The sequence below is a fragment of the Pseudoxanthomonas sp. UC19_8 genome (assembly GCF_042700505.1).
Classification (GTDB): Bacteria; Pseudomonadota; Gammaproteobacteria; order Xanthomonadales; family Xanthomonadaceae; genus Pseudoxanthomonas_A; species Pseudoxanthomonas_A winnipegensis.
In genome coordinates this window covers 2,255,865-2,270,273 of record NZ_CP170559.1, presented here as the reverse complement: position 1 = coordinate 2,270,273, position 14,409 = coordinate 2,255,865, and the positions used below count along the sequence as shown (strand labels likewise).

General features: G+C 70.1%; 14 protein-coding genes and 1 pseudogene. 6 read left to right on the top strand and 9 right to left on the bottom strand.

Annotated features, from left to right (window positions below; translation table 11 throughout):
• Window positions 1-3: 3 nt before the first annotated feature.
• The 6 genes from ACFJIT_RS09925 to ACFJIT_RS09900 all read left to right on the top strand — a co-directional run bounded on the left by ACFJIT_RS09925 (window position 4) and on the right by ACFJIT_RS09900 (window position 4,731).
• Window positions 4-906: a YgcG family protein gene (locus ACFJIT_RS09925; RefSeq protein WP_130561837.1), complete on the top strand. Its 903-nt coding sequence runs from the start codon at window positions 4-6 to the stop codon at window positions 904-906.
• The gene (locus tag ACFJIT_RS09920) at window positions 906-1,394 is read left to right on the top strand and encodes a TPM domain-containing protein (RefSeq protein ID WP_130523599.1); all 489 of its coding nucleotides are present in this window, start codon (window positions 906-908) and stop codon (window positions 1,392-1,394) included. Before ACFJIT_RS09925 ends, ACFJIT_RS09920 begins: the two co-directional genes overlap by 1 nt.
• A 366-nt stretch (window positions 1,395-1,760) precedes the next feature.
• Window positions 1,761-2,330, top strand: coding sequence for a hypothetical protein (locus ACFJIT_RS09915; RefSeq protein ID WP_379653536.1), 570 nt, complete (start codon window positions 1,761-1,763; stop codon window positions 2,328-2,330).
• Window positions 2,331-2,438: 108 nt separating this feature from the next.
• Window positions 2,439-3,338, top strand: a complete 900-nt coding sequence (gene lgt, locus ACFJIT_RS09910) for a prolipoprotein diacylglyceryl transferase (protein WP_379653535.1) — start codon at window positions 2,439-2,441, stop codon at window positions 3,336-3,338.
• Window positions 3,338-4,132, top strand: a complete 795-nt coding sequence (locus tag ACFJIT_RS09905; RefSeq protein ID WP_130519240.1) for a thymidylate synthase — start codon at window positions 3,338-3,340, stop codon at window positions 4,130-4,132. The genes lgt and ACFJIT_RS09905 overlap by 1 nt, the downstream gene beginning before the upstream one ends.
• Window positions 4,129-4,731: a dihydrofolate reductase gene (locus ACFJIT_RS09900; protein ID WP_379653534.1), complete on the top strand. Its 603-nt coding sequence runs from the start codon at window positions 4,129-4,131 to the stop codon at window positions 4,729-4,731. The genes ACFJIT_RS09905 and ACFJIT_RS09900 overlap by 4 nt, the downstream gene beginning before the upstream one ends.
• A gap of 142 nt (window positions 4,732-4,873) precedes the next feature.
• Here the strand turns inward: ACFJIT_RS09900 and ACFJIT_RS09895 are convergent, their stop codons facing one another.
• The 9 genes and pseudogenes from ACFJIT_RS09895 to ACFJIT_RS09855 form a co-directional block, all read right to left on the bottom strand.
• Entirely contained in the window at window positions 4,874-5,719 is an 846-nt protein-coding gene (locus ACFJIT_RS09895) for a symmetrical bis(5'-nucleosyl)-tetraphosphatase (protein ID WP_379653533.1), read from the bottom strand.
• Between the two features lie 5 nt (window positions 5,720-5,724).
• Window positions 5,725-6,105, bottom strand: coding sequence for a Co2+/Mg2+ efflux protein ApaG (gene apaG, locus ACFJIT_RS09890; protein ID WP_379653532.1), 381 nt, complete (start codon window positions 6,103-6,105; stop codon window positions 5,725-5,727).
• 20 nt (window positions 6,106-6,125) lie between these two features.
• Window positions 6,126-6,939: pseudogene (rsmA, locus tag ACFJIT_RS09885) on the bottom strand (16S rRNA (adenine(1518)-N(6)/adenine(1519)-N(6))-dimethyltransferase RsmA).
• Between the two features lie 284 nt (window positions 6,940-7,223).
• Window positions 7,224-8,204 (bottom strand): 4-hydroxythreonine-4-phosphate dehydrogenase PdxA, encoded by a 981-nt coding sequence (pdxA, locus tag ACFJIT_RS09880; RefSeq protein WP_379653531.1) that lies wholly within the window; start codon window positions 8,202-8,204, stop codon window positions 7,224-7,226.
• A gap of 10 nt (window positions 8,205-8,214) precedes the next feature.
• Window positions 8,215-9,648, bottom strand: a complete 1,434-nt coding sequence (locus ACFJIT_RS09875; RefSeq protein WP_379653530.1) for a peptidylprolyl isomerase — start codon at window positions 9,646-9,648, stop codon at window positions 8,215-8,217.
• An 8-nt stretch (window positions 9,649-9,656) separates the two neighbouring features.
• Window positions 9,657-12,086: an LPS assembly protein LptD gene (gene lptD / locus ACFJIT_RS09870; RefSeq protein WP_130523604.1), complete on the bottom strand. Its 2,430-nt coding sequence runs from the start codon at window positions 12,084-12,086 to the stop codon at window positions 9,657-9,659.
• Between the two features lie 113 nt (window positions 12,087-12,199).
• Window positions 12,200-13,108: a histone deacetylase family protein gene (locus ACFJIT_RS09865; protein ID WP_379653529.1), complete on the bottom strand. Its 909-nt coding sequence runs from the start codon at window positions 13,106-13,108 to the stop codon at window positions 12,200-12,202.
• Window positions 13,105-13,668, bottom strand: a complete 564-nt coding sequence (locus tag ACFJIT_RS09860; RefSeq protein ID WP_130523606.1) for a cob(I)yrinic acid a,c-diamide adenosyltransferase — start codon at window positions 13,666-13,668, stop codon at window positions 13,105-13,107. Before ACFJIT_RS09860 ends, ACFJIT_RS09865 begins: the two co-directional genes overlap by 4 nt.
• 16 nt (window positions 13,669-13,684) lie before the next feature.
• Window positions 13,685-14,305: a hypothetical protein gene (locus tag ACFJIT_RS09855; RefSeq protein ID WP_379653528.1), complete on the bottom strand. Its 621-nt coding sequence runs from the start codon at window positions 14,303-14,305 to the stop codon at window positions 13,685-13,687.
• Window positions 14,306-14,409 lie beyond the last annotated feature (104 nt).

Here is a 14,409-nt window from a genome sequence, read left to right as displayed (position 1 = left end):
GCGATGAAACCGCTGCTGCGCCTGGCTGCGCTGCTGCTGGTCCTGCTGCTCGCGCCCGTGGCGCTGGCGCAGGAGGCGGCCATCCCGACGCTGGACTCGCCGGTCATCGACACCACCGGCACGCTCACGGCCGAGCAGGCCGGCGCGCTGCGCCAGCAGGCGCTGGACCTGCAGCAGCGCAAGGGCGCCCAGCTGCAGGTGCTGATGGTGCCGACCACTCAGCCCGAAGAGATCGAGCAGTACACCCAGCGCGTCTTCGACCAGTGGAAGCTGGGCCGCAAGGGCGTGGACGACGCGGTGCTGGTGGTGGTGGCCAAGGACGACCGGCGCGTGCGCATCCAGCCCGGCTACGGGCTGGAAGGCGCCATCCCCGACGCCATCGCCAACCGCGTCATCCAGGAATACCTGGCGCCCAAGTTCCGCCAGGGCGACTACGCCGGCGGCCTGACCGATGCCACGGCGGTGCTGGTCAAGCTGATCGATGGCGAGCCGCTGCCGGCGCCGGAGAGTTCGCACCCGGCCGGCGGTCGCCAGGGCGGCGGCGACTGGCTGTTCGCGCTGGTCGCCGGCCTGGTCGTGGCCGGCTTCGCCCGCACCGTGCTGCGCGCGCTGCCGCGGCCGCTGCGTGCGCTGGCCGGCGGCGTGGCCGGTGGCGCGGTGGCCTGGCTGCTGGCCTCCGTGCTGGTGGGAGGGCTGGCGGGCGTGATCGGCCTGCTGATGGGACTGCTGGGCGGTTCAGGCGGGCGCTTCGCCGGGCCGGGCGGCTTCGGCGGCTGGGGCGGTGGCCTCGGCGGCGGCGGTTGGGGCGGCGGTGGATTCGGTGGCGGGGGCGGCTTCGGCGGCGGCGGTGGCTGGAGCGGTGGCGGCGGCTCGTCCGGAGGCGGTGGCGCCTCGGGGAGCTGGTGATGCGCTGGCTGCGGCACCTGTTCGCGCCCTCCGCGCACCGGCTGTTCCCGGCCGATCGTCTGCAGCGCATCGCCCAGGCCATCGCCGAAGGCGAGCGCCTGCACAGCGGCGAGGTGATGTTCGCGGTCGAGTCCGGCCTGCACCCGTCTGCGGTCTGGGCGGGCGTGGACGCGCGCGCGGCCGCGCATGCGGCGTTCGCCCGGCTGCGCACCTGGGATACGGCCGCCAACAACGGGGTTCTGATCTACCTGCTGCTGGCCGATCACCAGATCGAGATCGTCGCCGACCGGGGGCTGGAAGGCCGGGTCAGCGCCGAGGAATGGCACCAGGTCTGCGCGCAGATCGAAGCCGGCATGCGCCAGGGAGATCCGGAGGCCGCGGTCGTTGCCGGGGTGCAGGCCGCCTCGGCGCTGCTGGCCCGGGCGTTTCCGGCGGTGCCCGGGCAGCGCGGCGACAACGAACTGCCCGATCTGCCGCGGATCCTCTGAGCGTTGTAGAGCCGAGCTCGCTCCGCTGGGGCCTTCCCCACGAACCGGACGAAGAGCAACGGAGCTTGCTCCGCTGGGGCCTTTCTCACGAACGGGGCGAAGAGCAGCGGAGCGAGCTCCGCTCTACAGGTGGGCGAATCGACGTGCCACCTCTGCATCCCACCGGTGCCGTCCTGTGATCTCGACCACAGGAATGCCCGCCGTTCGCCGATATTCATCACGCGCCCTTCACGGGGCTGCCGCACTGCGGCATCATCCAGGCACCTGCTTCGCCGCCAGGCACGGTCCGTGCAGCGAAATCCAGGCAGGCGCCGTGCGCGCCGCCGGCCTCTGCGCCGCCCCCGCCCGCCGCGCCAGGATGTCCTCATGCACCCAGCCCTCACCGCCACGCTGACCCGCCTGCCCGGGCTGTACACCGCCGCCATGCGCCCGCGCCGCCGCGACCTGGCCATCGCGGTGGCCGCGTCCAGCGCGCTGGTGCTGGCCGGCTGCAACGCGCTGGCGGCCTTCGCCCTGGTGCTGACCTGGTTCGAATACCTGCATCACCAGCGCTGGCAGATGCCGGGCGAGAACACCCGCGCCACCCTGGTGCGGGCCCTGGCCTGCGTGGCCTTCGCCTGGTTGACCACGGCGCGCGGCGTGGGCGATGCGGCCTGGGGCATCGGCGCCTTCCTGCTGGTGCAGACGGTGCTGGCGCTGCGCGGCTCGCTGCGGCTGCGTCAGGTGTTCCTGCACAACGTCGCCCAGGCCAGCCCGTCGGTGCCGGCGCACGAGCTGCTGCTGGCCTGCCGCGGCGACCGCACGCTGGTCGAATCCTGGCTGGCGGGCGAAGAAGACCTCGCCGGGCCGGCGCAGTCCGCGCTGAACGCGGCGGGCCTGCGCCTGTTCCGCCTGCGCCCGCCGATGCCGGCGGTGGAAGAGGGCTCGGCGCCCTGATCCGGCGGCGCTGAGCGCGGCCGCGGATCGCCGCGTTGCGGCGCGCCGCATGCGCGCGCCAGCCGGGTACGTCAGAATGTCGGCTGTTTCGTCCGCCGTCGGCTACGCATGATCTTCCTGCACCACCTCGACCCAATCGCCTTTTCCATCGGCCCGGTCGATGTGCACTGGTACGGCATCGCCTACGCGCTGTCCTTCTTCGCCGCCTGGTATCTGGGCCGCCGTCGCGTGCAGGCCGGGCGCCTGCCGGGCGTGAACCTGGAGCATTTCTCCGACCTGATGTTCTACGCCATGCTCGGCGTGGTGCTGGGCGGGCGGCTGGGCTACATCCTGTTCTACGACCTGCCGGTCTACCTGGACAATCCGCTGAAGGTGTTCAAGGTGTGGGAGGGCGGCATGAGCTTCCACGGCGGCCTGCTCGGCGTGCTCACCGCCGCCTGGCTGTGGTCGCGCCGGCATCGGCTGCACTTCTTCGACACGATGGACTTCCTGGCGCCGCTGGTGCCGGCGGGCCTGGGCCTGGGCCGCCTGGCCAACTTCGTCAACGGCGAGCTGTGGGGCAAGTACACCGGCACGAACTGGGGCGTGATCTTCCCGACCACCGATCCGGCCCTCTACGAGCAGCACCTGAGCCAGGCGCAGCTGCAGGCGCAGTACGCGGCCGGCGCGCTGGACCGCTACGCGCGCCATCCTTCGCAGCTCTACGAGGCGCTGCTCGAAGGCGTGCTGATGTTCGTGGTGCTGTGGGTGTTCTCGATGCGGCCGCGCCATCGCTACGCGGTGTCCGGGCTGTTCGCGCTGCTCTACGGCCTCTCGCGCTTCCTGGTCGAACTGGTGCGCGTGCCCGATGCGCAGCTGGGCTACCTGGCCTTCGGCTGGGTGACGATGGGCCAGCTGCTGAGCCTGCCGCTGGTGGCGCTGGGCCTGTTCCTGCTGTGGCGCTCGCGCCGCGCGCCGGTGCTGCGGCCGGTGCCCCCGGCGCAGGCCACGCCCGCGGAGGCGCACTGATGCGCCAGTACCTGGAGCTGCTGCGCCACGTGCTGGAGCACGGCGCGGAGAAGTCCGACCGCACCGGCACCGGCACGCGCAGCGTGTTCGGCTGGCAGATGCGCTTCGATCTGGGCGAAGGCTTCCCGCTGGTCACCACCAAGAAGCTGCACCTGCGCTCGATCATCCATGAGCTGCTGTGGTTCCTGAAGGGCGAGACCAACATCGCCTATCTGAAGGACAACAAGGTCAGCATCTGGGACGAATGGGCCGACGCGGACGGCAATCTCGGCCCGGTCTACGGCAAGCAGTGGCGCAGCTGGGAGGGCGCCGACGGCCAGACCATCGACCAGATGCAGTGGCTGGTGCAGGAAATCAAGCGCAATCCGGATTCGCGCCGGCTGGTGATCAGCGCCTGGAACGTGGCGCAGCTGCCGCAGATGGCGCTGATGCCGTGCCACAGCCTGTTCCAGTTCTACGTGGTCGACGGCAAGCTCAGCTGCCAGCTCTACCAGCGCAGCGGCGACATCTTCCTGGGCGTGCCGTTCAACATCGCCAGCTACGCGCTGCTGACCCACATGGTGGCGCAGGCCACCGGTCTGGGCGTCGGCGATTTCGTGCACACGCTGGGCGATGCGCATCTGTACTCGAACCACTTCGAGCAGGCGCGCGAGCAGCTCACGCGCACGCCGCGCGCCTTGCCCAGGCTGCATCTGAATCCGGAGGTGACCGATCTGTTCGGCTTCACCTTCGAGGACATCGAGATCCTCGGCTACGACCCGCATCCGGCGATCAGGGCGCCGGTGGCGGTATGACGCACGGCGGGGGGCAGGGGCCAGGGGCCGGAGGCCAGGGAAAGGCGACGGCGACGCAGGCTGCCGATGCTTTTCCCTGGCCTCTGGCCTCTGGCCCCCGGCCCCGCGTCAGCCTCATCGCCGCGCTCGACCGCCACAACGCCATCGGCCGCGACAACGATCTGCCGTGGCGCCTGCCCGATGACCTCAAGCGCTTCAAGGCGCTGACCCTGGGCAAGCCGGTGCTGATGGGGCGCAAGACCGCGCAGTCGCTGGGGCGCGCCTTGCCCGGCCGATCGAACCTGGTGCTGACGCGTGGCGGGCGGGTGCCGTTCGAGGGCATGGTCGCGGTCGATTCGCTCGATGCCGCGCTGCGCCAGGCGAGCAGGCAGGGGGCCGAGGAACTGTGCGTGATCGGCGGCGGGCAGGTCTATGCGCTGGCCTTGCCGCTGGCCGACGTGCTCTACCTGACCCATGTGGACACCGAAGTGCAGGGCGCCGAGGCGTTCTTCCCGCATTTCGATCCGGCGCAGTGGCGCGTCACGGCGCGCCAGCCGCATGCGGCCGACGACCGCCACGCGCTGGCGTTCGAGTTCGTGGATTACGTCAGGCGAACCTAGGAACTGCCATCAGGCAGGCCCGAAAGCCTCTGCAAAAAACCTTCTACCGTCGTTCCCGCGCACGCGGGAACCCAGCGCCTTTTGGGGCTTCCCCGAATCAACGTCCATGGGTTCCCGCTTTCGCGGGAACGACGATCTGACGCTAATCGCGCCGTGCCGTGCCCGGGTCGACATCGCGCCCCGGCACCTGCACCACGCGCAGCTCATCGGTATCCAGCTGCAGCGCGGTGAGCCTGCCGCCCCAGACCGCGCCGGTGTCGATGGCGTGCACGCCCAGGCCCAGCATCAGCCCCAGCGTGGACCAGTGGCCGCAGACGATCTTCAGTTCGCGCGGCTCGTGGCCGGGCACGGCGAACCAGGGGTACAGGCCCTGCGCCTGCGTGCCCGGCGTGCCTTTCTCTTCCATCGCGATGCGTCCGCGCGGCGTGCAGTAGCGCATGCGGGTGAGCACGTTGATGATCGCGCGCCAGCGGTCCGGGCCGGCCAGGCCGGTGGACCAGTTGGGCTTGTCGCCGTACATGCTGCGCATCAGCTTGCGAAAAGCCGGGCCACGCAGCTGCTTCTCCACCTCGCGCGCGTAGCCCTCGGCCGCGGCGCAGTTCCAGCGCGGGGCCAGGCCGGCATGCACCATCATCCAGCCCAGCTCGCGGTCCACGTGCACCAGTTCGCGGTGGCGCAGCCATTCCAGCAGCGTGTCGCGGTCGTGCGCCTGCACGATCCGGCCCAGGTCCGGATTGACCTTGCGCTGCTCCTCTTCGGTGCGCGCGCCGATGGCCAGCAGCGACAGGTCGTGGTTGCCCAGCACCACCTCGCAGTGGTCGCGCAGCGAATGCACCAGGCGCAGGGTCTCCAGCGACTGTCCGCCGCGGTTGACCAGATCGCCGCAGAACCAGATCCGGTCGCACGCGGGATCGAAATCGAGTTTTTCCAGCAGCCGTGCCGTGGCGTCGTAACAGCCCTGCAGGTCGCCAATCGCCCAGACCGCCATGGCGCTTAGTGCAGCGTACGCGGCACCGACAGCGCGAAGGGCGCGATCGGGGCATCGAAGTGCGTGCCGTCGTCGGCCACCATGTCGTAACGACCGCGCATGGTGCCGTGGTCGGTCTCCAGCACCGCGCCGGAGGTGTACTGGAACAGTTCGCCCGGACGCAGGCGCGGCTGTTCGCCGACCACGCCCTCGCCGTCGACATGCTCGGTCTTGCCGTTGCCGTCGGTGATTTCCCAATGGCGCGCGAGCAGGCGCGCCGGCTGCGTGCCGCGGTTGCGGATCACGATGGTGTAGGCGAAGACGTAATGGCCGCTGGCAGGTTCCGAGCGTTCTTCCAGGAACCGGGTGGCGACATCGACATCGATGGCGTAATCGTTGCTGCTCATGCGCACAGTGTACTCAAGCCTCAGCCCGGTTCGGCCGCCTCGCCGTACGGCAGGTTGGCCAGCGCGATGAAGTCGCTCACGGCCACCTGTTCGGCGCGCGCATCGGGGCGGATGCCGGCGGCCTCGATCTGGGCCACGTCGCACACGCTGGACAGCGCATTGCGCAAGGTCTTGCGGCGCTGGCCGAAGGCCGCGCGCACCACCGCTTCCAGGCGCTTGGGATCGCGTACGTCGATACGCGCCGGATCCCGCGGCACCAGGCGCACCACGGCCGAATCGACCTTCGGCGGCGGGCTGAACGCGCCCGGCGGCACCACGAACAGCGGCGTCACCTCGCAATAGGCCTGCAGCATCACGCTCAGGCGTCCGTACACCTTGCTGCCCGGGCCTGCGGCCATGCGATCGACCACTTCCTTCTGCAGCATGAAATGCATGTCCGCGATCGCCGCGGCATGGTCCAGCGCATGGAAGAGGATCGGCGAGGACAGGTTGTAGGGCAGGTTGCCGACCAGGCGCAGCGTGCGGCCCTGCGCCAGCTCGGTGAAATCGACCGAGAGCACATCGCGGTGGAGGATGGTCAGATCGCCCACGTCCTGCGCGGCGGCGGTGAGCGGGGCGATGAGGTCGCGGTCGAACTCGATCGCGGTCAGCGCGCCGTGCCGGCGCAGCAGCGGGAAGGTGATCGCGCCCTGGCCTCGGGCCGATCTCCACCAGGGTGTCGCCCGGCTTGGGATCGACCGCCTGCACGATGCGGTCGATGTAGTGCCGCTCGTGCAGGAAGTGCTGGCCGAGCGACTTCTTGGCCGGTGCACTGAAGTGGGGAGTAGCGGTCATTGCGACAGTTTACCCGGCATGGGCAGGCCGTCCTCTTTGTCGTAGGAGCCGCATCACGTCCCGGCATCCTGGTAGAGCGGAGCTTGCTCCGCTGCTCTCCGGCGGGATCATCGGGAAAGCCCCAGCGGAGGGAGCTCCGCTCTACAACCGTTGGAGCGGTGGGAGAGCCCCAGCGGAGCGAGCTCCGCTCTACATCTGTGGGATCGGTGGGGAAGGCCTCAGCGGAGCAAGCTCCGCTCTACAGGGGGGGGCGGGTGCTCCCAGGCGGGGGCTTGCCGCTGAGCTCACCGTGTGCGCCTGCGCGCGGCCATCGCCGCGCAGGTGCGCACCGCGGCGAACAGGCTTGAGGGGTCGGCCACGCCCTGGCCGGCCAGCGCCAGCGCGGTGCCGTGATCGACTGCCACGCGCGGGTAGGGCAGGCCCAGGGTGAGGTTCACGGCCTGCTCGAAGCCGCTGTACTTGAGCACCGGCAGGCCCTGGTCGTGATACATCGCCAGCACCGCGTCGAAGCCGGCCAGCTTGTCGGGCAGGAAGGCCGTGTCGGCCGGCAGCGGGCCGATCAGCTCCAGGTCTTCTCCACGCAAGCTCGCCAGCGTCGGGATGATCAGGTCCAGCTCCTCGCGGCCCAGGTGGCCTTCCTCCCCGGCGTGCGGGTTCAGGCCGAGCACGCACAGGCGCGGGCGGGCGATGCCGAAGTCCTCGCGCAGCGCCTGCGCGGTGGTGTGCACGGCGTGGCGCAGGGCGGCCTCGGTGATCGCGTCGGGCACCGCGCGCAGCGGCAGGTGGGTGGTGACCAGCGCCACGCGCACGATCTGGTTGGCCAGCATCATCACCACCGCGCGGCCGGCATGGTGGGCCAGCAGTTCGGTGGTGCCGGTATAGGCGATGCCGCCTTCATTGATCACCGCCTTGTGTACGGGGCCGGTGACCACGCCGGCGAAGCGGCCGGCGATGCAGCCATCGGCCGCGGCGAGCAGGGCGTCGATGACCGCGGCCGCGTTGCGCGGATCGGTCCTGCCGAAGCGGCTGGGCACCGCGTTGGGCACCGGCACGAAGGCCAGATCGCCCGGCGCCTGGGGCTGCGCGTCGGCGGGCAGCAGGTTTAGCGGCAGCGCCAGCGCCTGGGCCGTCGCGTGCAGGGTGTCGGCATCGCCGAAGGCGACCAGCCGGCAGTCCTGGCGCGGCTGCTGGATCAGCCGGATGCAAAGTTCCGGCCCGATCCCGGCCGGCTCGCCGGGGACGAGCGCCAGGTCGGGCCGCATCACCTTGGCTGCCTTACGGCATTTGGCTGGACGAGGCCGAGCCGGGCATGTCGTTGTTGTCGCCGCCGCGCTGCTTCTTGCCGGCACGGGCCGCTTCCTCGGCGGCGCCCGGGGCGCTTATCGCGGTATCCGGCGTGGCGTTGTCGATGGCCGGGTCGCCGGTGCGGAAGCTGACGTAGGCTTCGCCGCGCAGCTCCAGCAGGTAGCGGTTGTATTCCTCTTCCAGCTTGCGCCGGCCGATCGTGTCGCGAACCTGGGCACGGCGGTTCTGATCGGTCACGTCGGTCTGGCGGGTGCCTTCGCGCTGAACGATGTGCCAGCCGGCCTCGGTACGGAAGGGCTCGCTGACCTCGCCATCCTTCAGCGCGGTCAGGCGCTGGCCGAAGTCCGGGCCGAACTGGTCGGCAGTGAACCAGCCCAGGTCGCCGCCATCGTTCTTGGTGTTGGCGTCCTCGGAGTCGGCCTTGGCCAGCTCGGCGAAGTCCGCGCCGCCGGCGATGCGGGCGCGCAGGGTGTCGATCTTGGCCTTGGCCGCCGCGGCGTCCTGCACCGGCGTGACGCGCACCAGGATGTGGCGGGCGTGGTACTCGGTGGTCATCTGGCTGGGCGCCTGCGAGGCGTCGCGGGTCTCGACCAGCTTGAGCAGCTGGAAGCCGGACGGACCGCGGATCGGGCCGACCACCTGGCCGGCCTGCATGCTCTTGAGCGTGTCGACGAAGGCCACCGGGATCTCGTCCAGGCTGCGCCAGCCCAGGTCGCCGCCTTCCAGCGCGTTGGGGCTATCCGAATAGCGCACGGCCGCGGCCGAGAAGTCCATCTCGTTGCGGTCCAGCAGGCTCTTGACGCCCTCAGCCTTCTTCTGGCCGGTGGCGATCTGCTCGGCGGTGGCGCCCTCGGGCAGGCCGATCAGGATGTGCGCCAGGTGGTACTGCACGCCGCCGTTGGCCTGGGCCTTGAGCGCGGCGTCGACCTCGGCCTCGCTGACCCGGATGCGGCTCTGGCCGTAGCTCTGGCGCAGGCGCTGGACGGTGATCTCGTCGCGCAGCGAGCTGCGGAACTCGTCGAAGGACAGGCCTTCGGCAGCCAGGCGCTGGCGCAGGCCGTCGACGGTGGTGTTGTTCTGCTGGGCCACGCTGGCCACGGCGCTGTTGACTTCCTCGTCGCTGACGCTGATGCCGTTTTCCTGGGCGCGGGCGACCTGCAGCTTGACCAGCACCAGGCGCTCGAGCACCTGCCGGCGCAGCACTTCAGGCGGCGGCAGCTGGGCGGGGTTGCTGGCGTACTGGGCCTGGACGTTGGCCACGGCGCGGTCCAGCTCGCTCTTCAGCACCACGTCCTCGTTGACCACGGCGGCGATGCCGTCCAGCGGCTGGGATTCCTGCGCGCGCAGCGGCGCGATGACGGTAGCGGCCAGCAGGCCGGCAACGAAAAGGGATCGAATGGTCATGGATATCTTCAGAACGGATCGGAACCGGTGTCGTCGTTGTCGTCGAGATCCGGGGCGGCGACGCTGGGAGGCACCAGATACAGGTCGTCGCGGTAATAGCCGAGAATACCACGGCGCAAGGTCTTGTCCGTGTTCTGGCCCAGCGAGGACAGGCCCTTGAGCACGAACTCCATCTGGATCTGGTTGTCCGAATCGCCTTGGCGATTGCGCACGTAATGACGGCCGAGCAGGCGTACGGCCAGGCAGCAGCTGTCCCACTGCACGCCGCCGATCGCTTCCAGCACCTTGTTGTCCTGGAAGGAGTAGTAGTAGCGTCCGACCACGCTCCACACCGGGTTGATCGGGTAGAGGAAGGACAGGTCGGCCTGCTTGAGCAGGTCGCGGCGGTAGCGGTAGGACAGGTTGACCACGCCGTCGTTGCCGATCAGATAGCGCGAACGGAAGCTGATCAGGTCGGCGCGGCTGTTCTTGGCGTCGTACTGGTAGGACGCGCCCAGCGTCCAGCGGTCGGTGGGCATGTAGTTGGAGTCGACGATCCAGGCCGACTTGCCCTTCTCGATCGGCTGCGAGTTCTGGTTCAGCAGGACATTGGAATCCTCGAAATAGAGGATCTGGCCCAGGCTGATGTTGAACTTCTCCAGGCCGTCGGTCTGGCGGATGCTGCGGCTGGTCAGCGCCAGGGTCAGCTGGTTGGCATCGGTCTGGCGGTCGGCGCCGGAGAAGCGGTTGTCGCGGAACAGCTGGCCCCAGCTATAGGTCATGTCGCCGGTGTCGAACAGCGGCAGGTTGTTCTGGTTGCGGTAGGGCACGTTGAGGTAATACAGCCGCGGCTCCAGCGTCTGCAGGTAGGGCGTGTCGCCCCACTGCGTGTCGCGGTCGAAGAACAGCCCGGCGTCCACCGTGGCGATGGGCGTGGAGCGGGTCGGCGAGCGGTCGCCGCCGAGCTGGTCGGCCAGGCCCTGCTCCAGGTGGTAGGCGGTGTAGCGATAGGCCAGGCCCGGCTCGATGAACCAGGCCGCGCCGCGCAGCGGCAGCGACACATACGGCTTGAGGTCCAGGCGGCTGCCGCCATCCTTCTCGCTGTGGTCGAAGCGGCTCAGGTCGCTCTTGAAGCCCACGGTCAGCCAGTCCAGCACCGGCCGGTCGTAGTTGAAGAACAGCCGCGGCAGGCTGTTATAGGGCAGGGTGGCCTTGTCGACGGTGTAGTCGGCCGAGGTGTAGGTGATCGTCTCGGCACCGGCGTTCCAGTACTGGGAGCGCCCGTAGATGCCCACGGTGCTGGTCAGGGCCGAGGTGGCATAACCGTAGCCGCCGTTGGTGCCGTTGGAGATGCCGCCGTTGTCCTCCAGATAGCGCGAGTCGCTGATCCAGGAGAAGTCGGCGCGGGCCTGCCAGGTGCTGCTGAGGTCGTGATGGCCACGGAAACGGAAGAAGCCGCGGTTCTTGTCCTGCAGAGGATCGTTGTAGATGTTCTCGTCGCCGCTGCCGGGCAGGGCGTTGGCGTAGTCGCGGGCGCGGCGGCGCACCAGGTCGTCGCTGGGCATCCAGGCGCCTTCCAGCTTGCCTTCGCCGCCGTGGTAGAGGTAGCGGAACTCGCCGCCGAACACCACGCCGCGGTCGCTCATGTAGCGCGGATACAGCGTGGAGTCGTAGTTGGGCGCCAGGTTGAGGTAGATCGGCTGCTCGTAGCTCAGGCCGTTCTTGCCCGACAGGCCCACGCGCGGGAACAGCAGGCCGGTCTGGCGGCGGTCGTCGATCGGGAACTTGAACCAGGGCGCGTACAGGATCGGCACGCTGCCGATGCGCACCACCGCGTGGTGCGCGGTGGCGAAGCCTTCGTCGGTGTTGACGTCGATCTCGCGCGAGCGCAGGTACCAGCGCTGCCAGGCCGGGTCTTCCGGGTCGCAGGTGGTATAGGTCGAGCCCATCAGCTCGCCCTGCGGGCCGACCATGTTGATCGTGTCGGCCACGCCGTTGCCGCGGCGGGAGATCAGCTGGTACTGCACGTCCTCGATGTGATGCGAGTCGTCGTTCTGGTTGCCGCTGGCGCGCTTGGCGATGACGCGGATGCCCGAGTCCTGGTAGCGCACGTTGCCGTCGGCGGTGTAGGTGCCTTCCTCCTGGTTGAGGAAGAGGTTGTCGGCATTGAGAAACTGATCGCCACGGATCAGGCGCACATTGCCCTGGTAGTTGGCGGTGCCGTCGATGTTGTTGCCGTTGAGCGTGTCGCCGGTCACATCGGTGGGCAGCAGCTGGCTCTGCTGGCGCTGGGCGGCCTGGTCCTTCGGCGCGACGGCGGCGGGCGCCCCGTCGAAGGCGGGGATCGCATCCTGGACCGGGCACAGCGCGTAGCTGACGGGTTTTTCATCCGCGGCCATGGCCGGCAGGGCCAGGGCAATGCTGAACGGAATGGGCAGCAGGCGAAAGGCTCGGCGCACGCGTTGGGGAATCCGGACGAAAAACGGCCGTTAGCTTGCCGTATCGGGATGGACGGGGCAATGAAGACGCGCCGACAACGGCCGGCTCGGGTTCAGGGCAGGCTCTGCGGCCGTCAGCGCAGCGCCGCCACGTGCGCGCTGGCGCACTCGCGCAGGGCGTCCAGGTCGTAGCCGCCCTCCAGCGCCGAGACGATGCGGCCGCCGGCGTGGGTCTGCGCGATCTGGCGCAGGCGCCGTGTGATCCAGTCGAAATCCTCGGTGTCCAGCATCAGGTCGGCCAGCGGATCGCGCATATGGGCGTCGAACCCGGCCGAGATCATGACCAGCTGCGGGCGGAAGGCCTCGATCGCCGGCAGCATCCGGTCCTCCCACAGGTTGCGGAAGGCGAAGCTGCCGCTGCCCGGCGGCAGCAGGGCGTTGAGCACGTTGCCGACGCCGCGTTCGGACGGGGCCCCGCTGTAGGGGAACAGCCCCGACTCGTGGCTGCTGAAATAGGCCACCCGCGGGTCGTCCTGGAAGATGGCCTGGGTGCCGTTGCCGTGGTGCACATCGAAATCCACCACCGCCACGCGCTCCAGCCGGTGGTGCTCGCAGGCATAGGCCGCGCCGATGGCGATGTTGTTGAGCAGGCAGAAGCCCATCGCCGTGCTGGCGGTGGCGTGGTGGCCGGGCGGGCGCACGGCGCAGAAGGCGGCCGGGTCGCGCCCGTCCATCACCGCATCGACCGCGGCGATCACCGCCCCGGCCGCGCGCAGCGCCGCGGCGCGCGAGCCCGGGCTGACCACCGTGTCCGGGTCGAGCATCACATGCCCGCTGAAATCGTGTTCCATCACCGCCTGGATGTGCTCGGGCGTGTGGACCCGGCGCAGGTCGCCGAGCTTGGCCGAGGGCGCCTCCCGCCAGTCCAGGTCGCCGTGGTCGCGGCGCAGCGCCTCGAGCACGACCTCCAGCCTGGCCTGGCGTTCGGGATGCTCGGGGCCGGGGTCGTGGCCCAGGCAGGCCGGGTGGGTCAGGATGATCACGGCGCGGCGAGCCGGCGCCGGTGGTCCCACAGCACTTCGCCGGCGCCATCGGCGCGGGCCAGCACGCGGGCCAGCACGAACAGCAGGTCCGAGAGGCGGTTGAGATAGCCGATCGCCTCCGGCCGCACCGGCTCCAGGCGCGACAGCGCCACGGTCTCGCGTTCGGCCCGGCGCACGATGGTGCGGGCCAGGTGGCAGCGCGCGGCCGCCTCACCGCCGGCCGGCAGGATGAAGTCCTTCAGCGGCGGCAGGTGCTCGTTGTAACCGTCCAGCTGGCGCTCCAGCGCGTCCACGTCGGCCGCGGTGATGGCCGCATGGCCCGGGATGCACAGCTCGCCGCCCAGGTCGAACAGCTGGTGCTGGACCGTGGTCAGCAGCGCCTGGATGTCGTTGGCCACGCCGGGCGCGGCCAGCACCACGCCGATGGCCGAGTTGGCCTCGTCCACGGTGCCGTAGGCGCTCACGCGGGCCGAATCCTTGCCGGTGCGGCTGCCGTCGCCCAGGCCGGTGGTGCCGTCGTCTCCGGTCCGCGTATAGATGCGCGACAGGCGGTGTCCCATGCGCGGCGCGCCGGCTTCAGCCGGCGGTGCGGTCCTGCGGTCGGGCCAGGCGCACGACCTGCTGCACGCCCACATGGACGATCACGCCCAGGCCGACGTAGATGGCGGTGCTGCGCAGGAAGGGCCAGAACCAGTCGGAGTAGTTCTTCCACCAGCCGGCCAGCGTCGCCGGCTGCGGCACGCTGTCGCTGAGCCAGTAGAAGCTGCCCTGGCTGATCAGGTGGCAGACCGCCACCGAGGCCACCAGCGCGACCACGGCCACGCCGAGGGTGCGCTCCTGGCGCAGGCGGGCGGCGGCGCGCGCGGTCAGGCTGCCGCCGAGCCACAGGGCCAGATAGGCCGGCACCAGGCACCAGTAGGCCGGCGAGACGCAGTAGTGCTTCCAGAACTCCAGACCCTGGCCGGTGATGACGGCGTAGTCCACGCCCACCGCCAGCGCCATGAACAGCGGGAAGGCCCAGCGCGACCAGCCGCGCAGGTAGAACCCGGCCATGAAGAACACCGCCCAGGAGGCATCGGGCAGCGCGCCGATGTGCGTGGACAGCGCCGGCAGGTGCAGGCGGGTGGCGATCATCACGGCGGCCAGGATGGCCAGGATGGCCGCGCGCGGGCCGGTACGGGTGGGGAGCGGGGTCATGGTGGCAGTCTGGTGCATGAACGGCGATTCTACCGTGCGCGTCCCCAGGCGTGGGGGCGCCATCCGTTCACGGCGCGCCGCCGACCGCTCATCGGTGTCGCGGG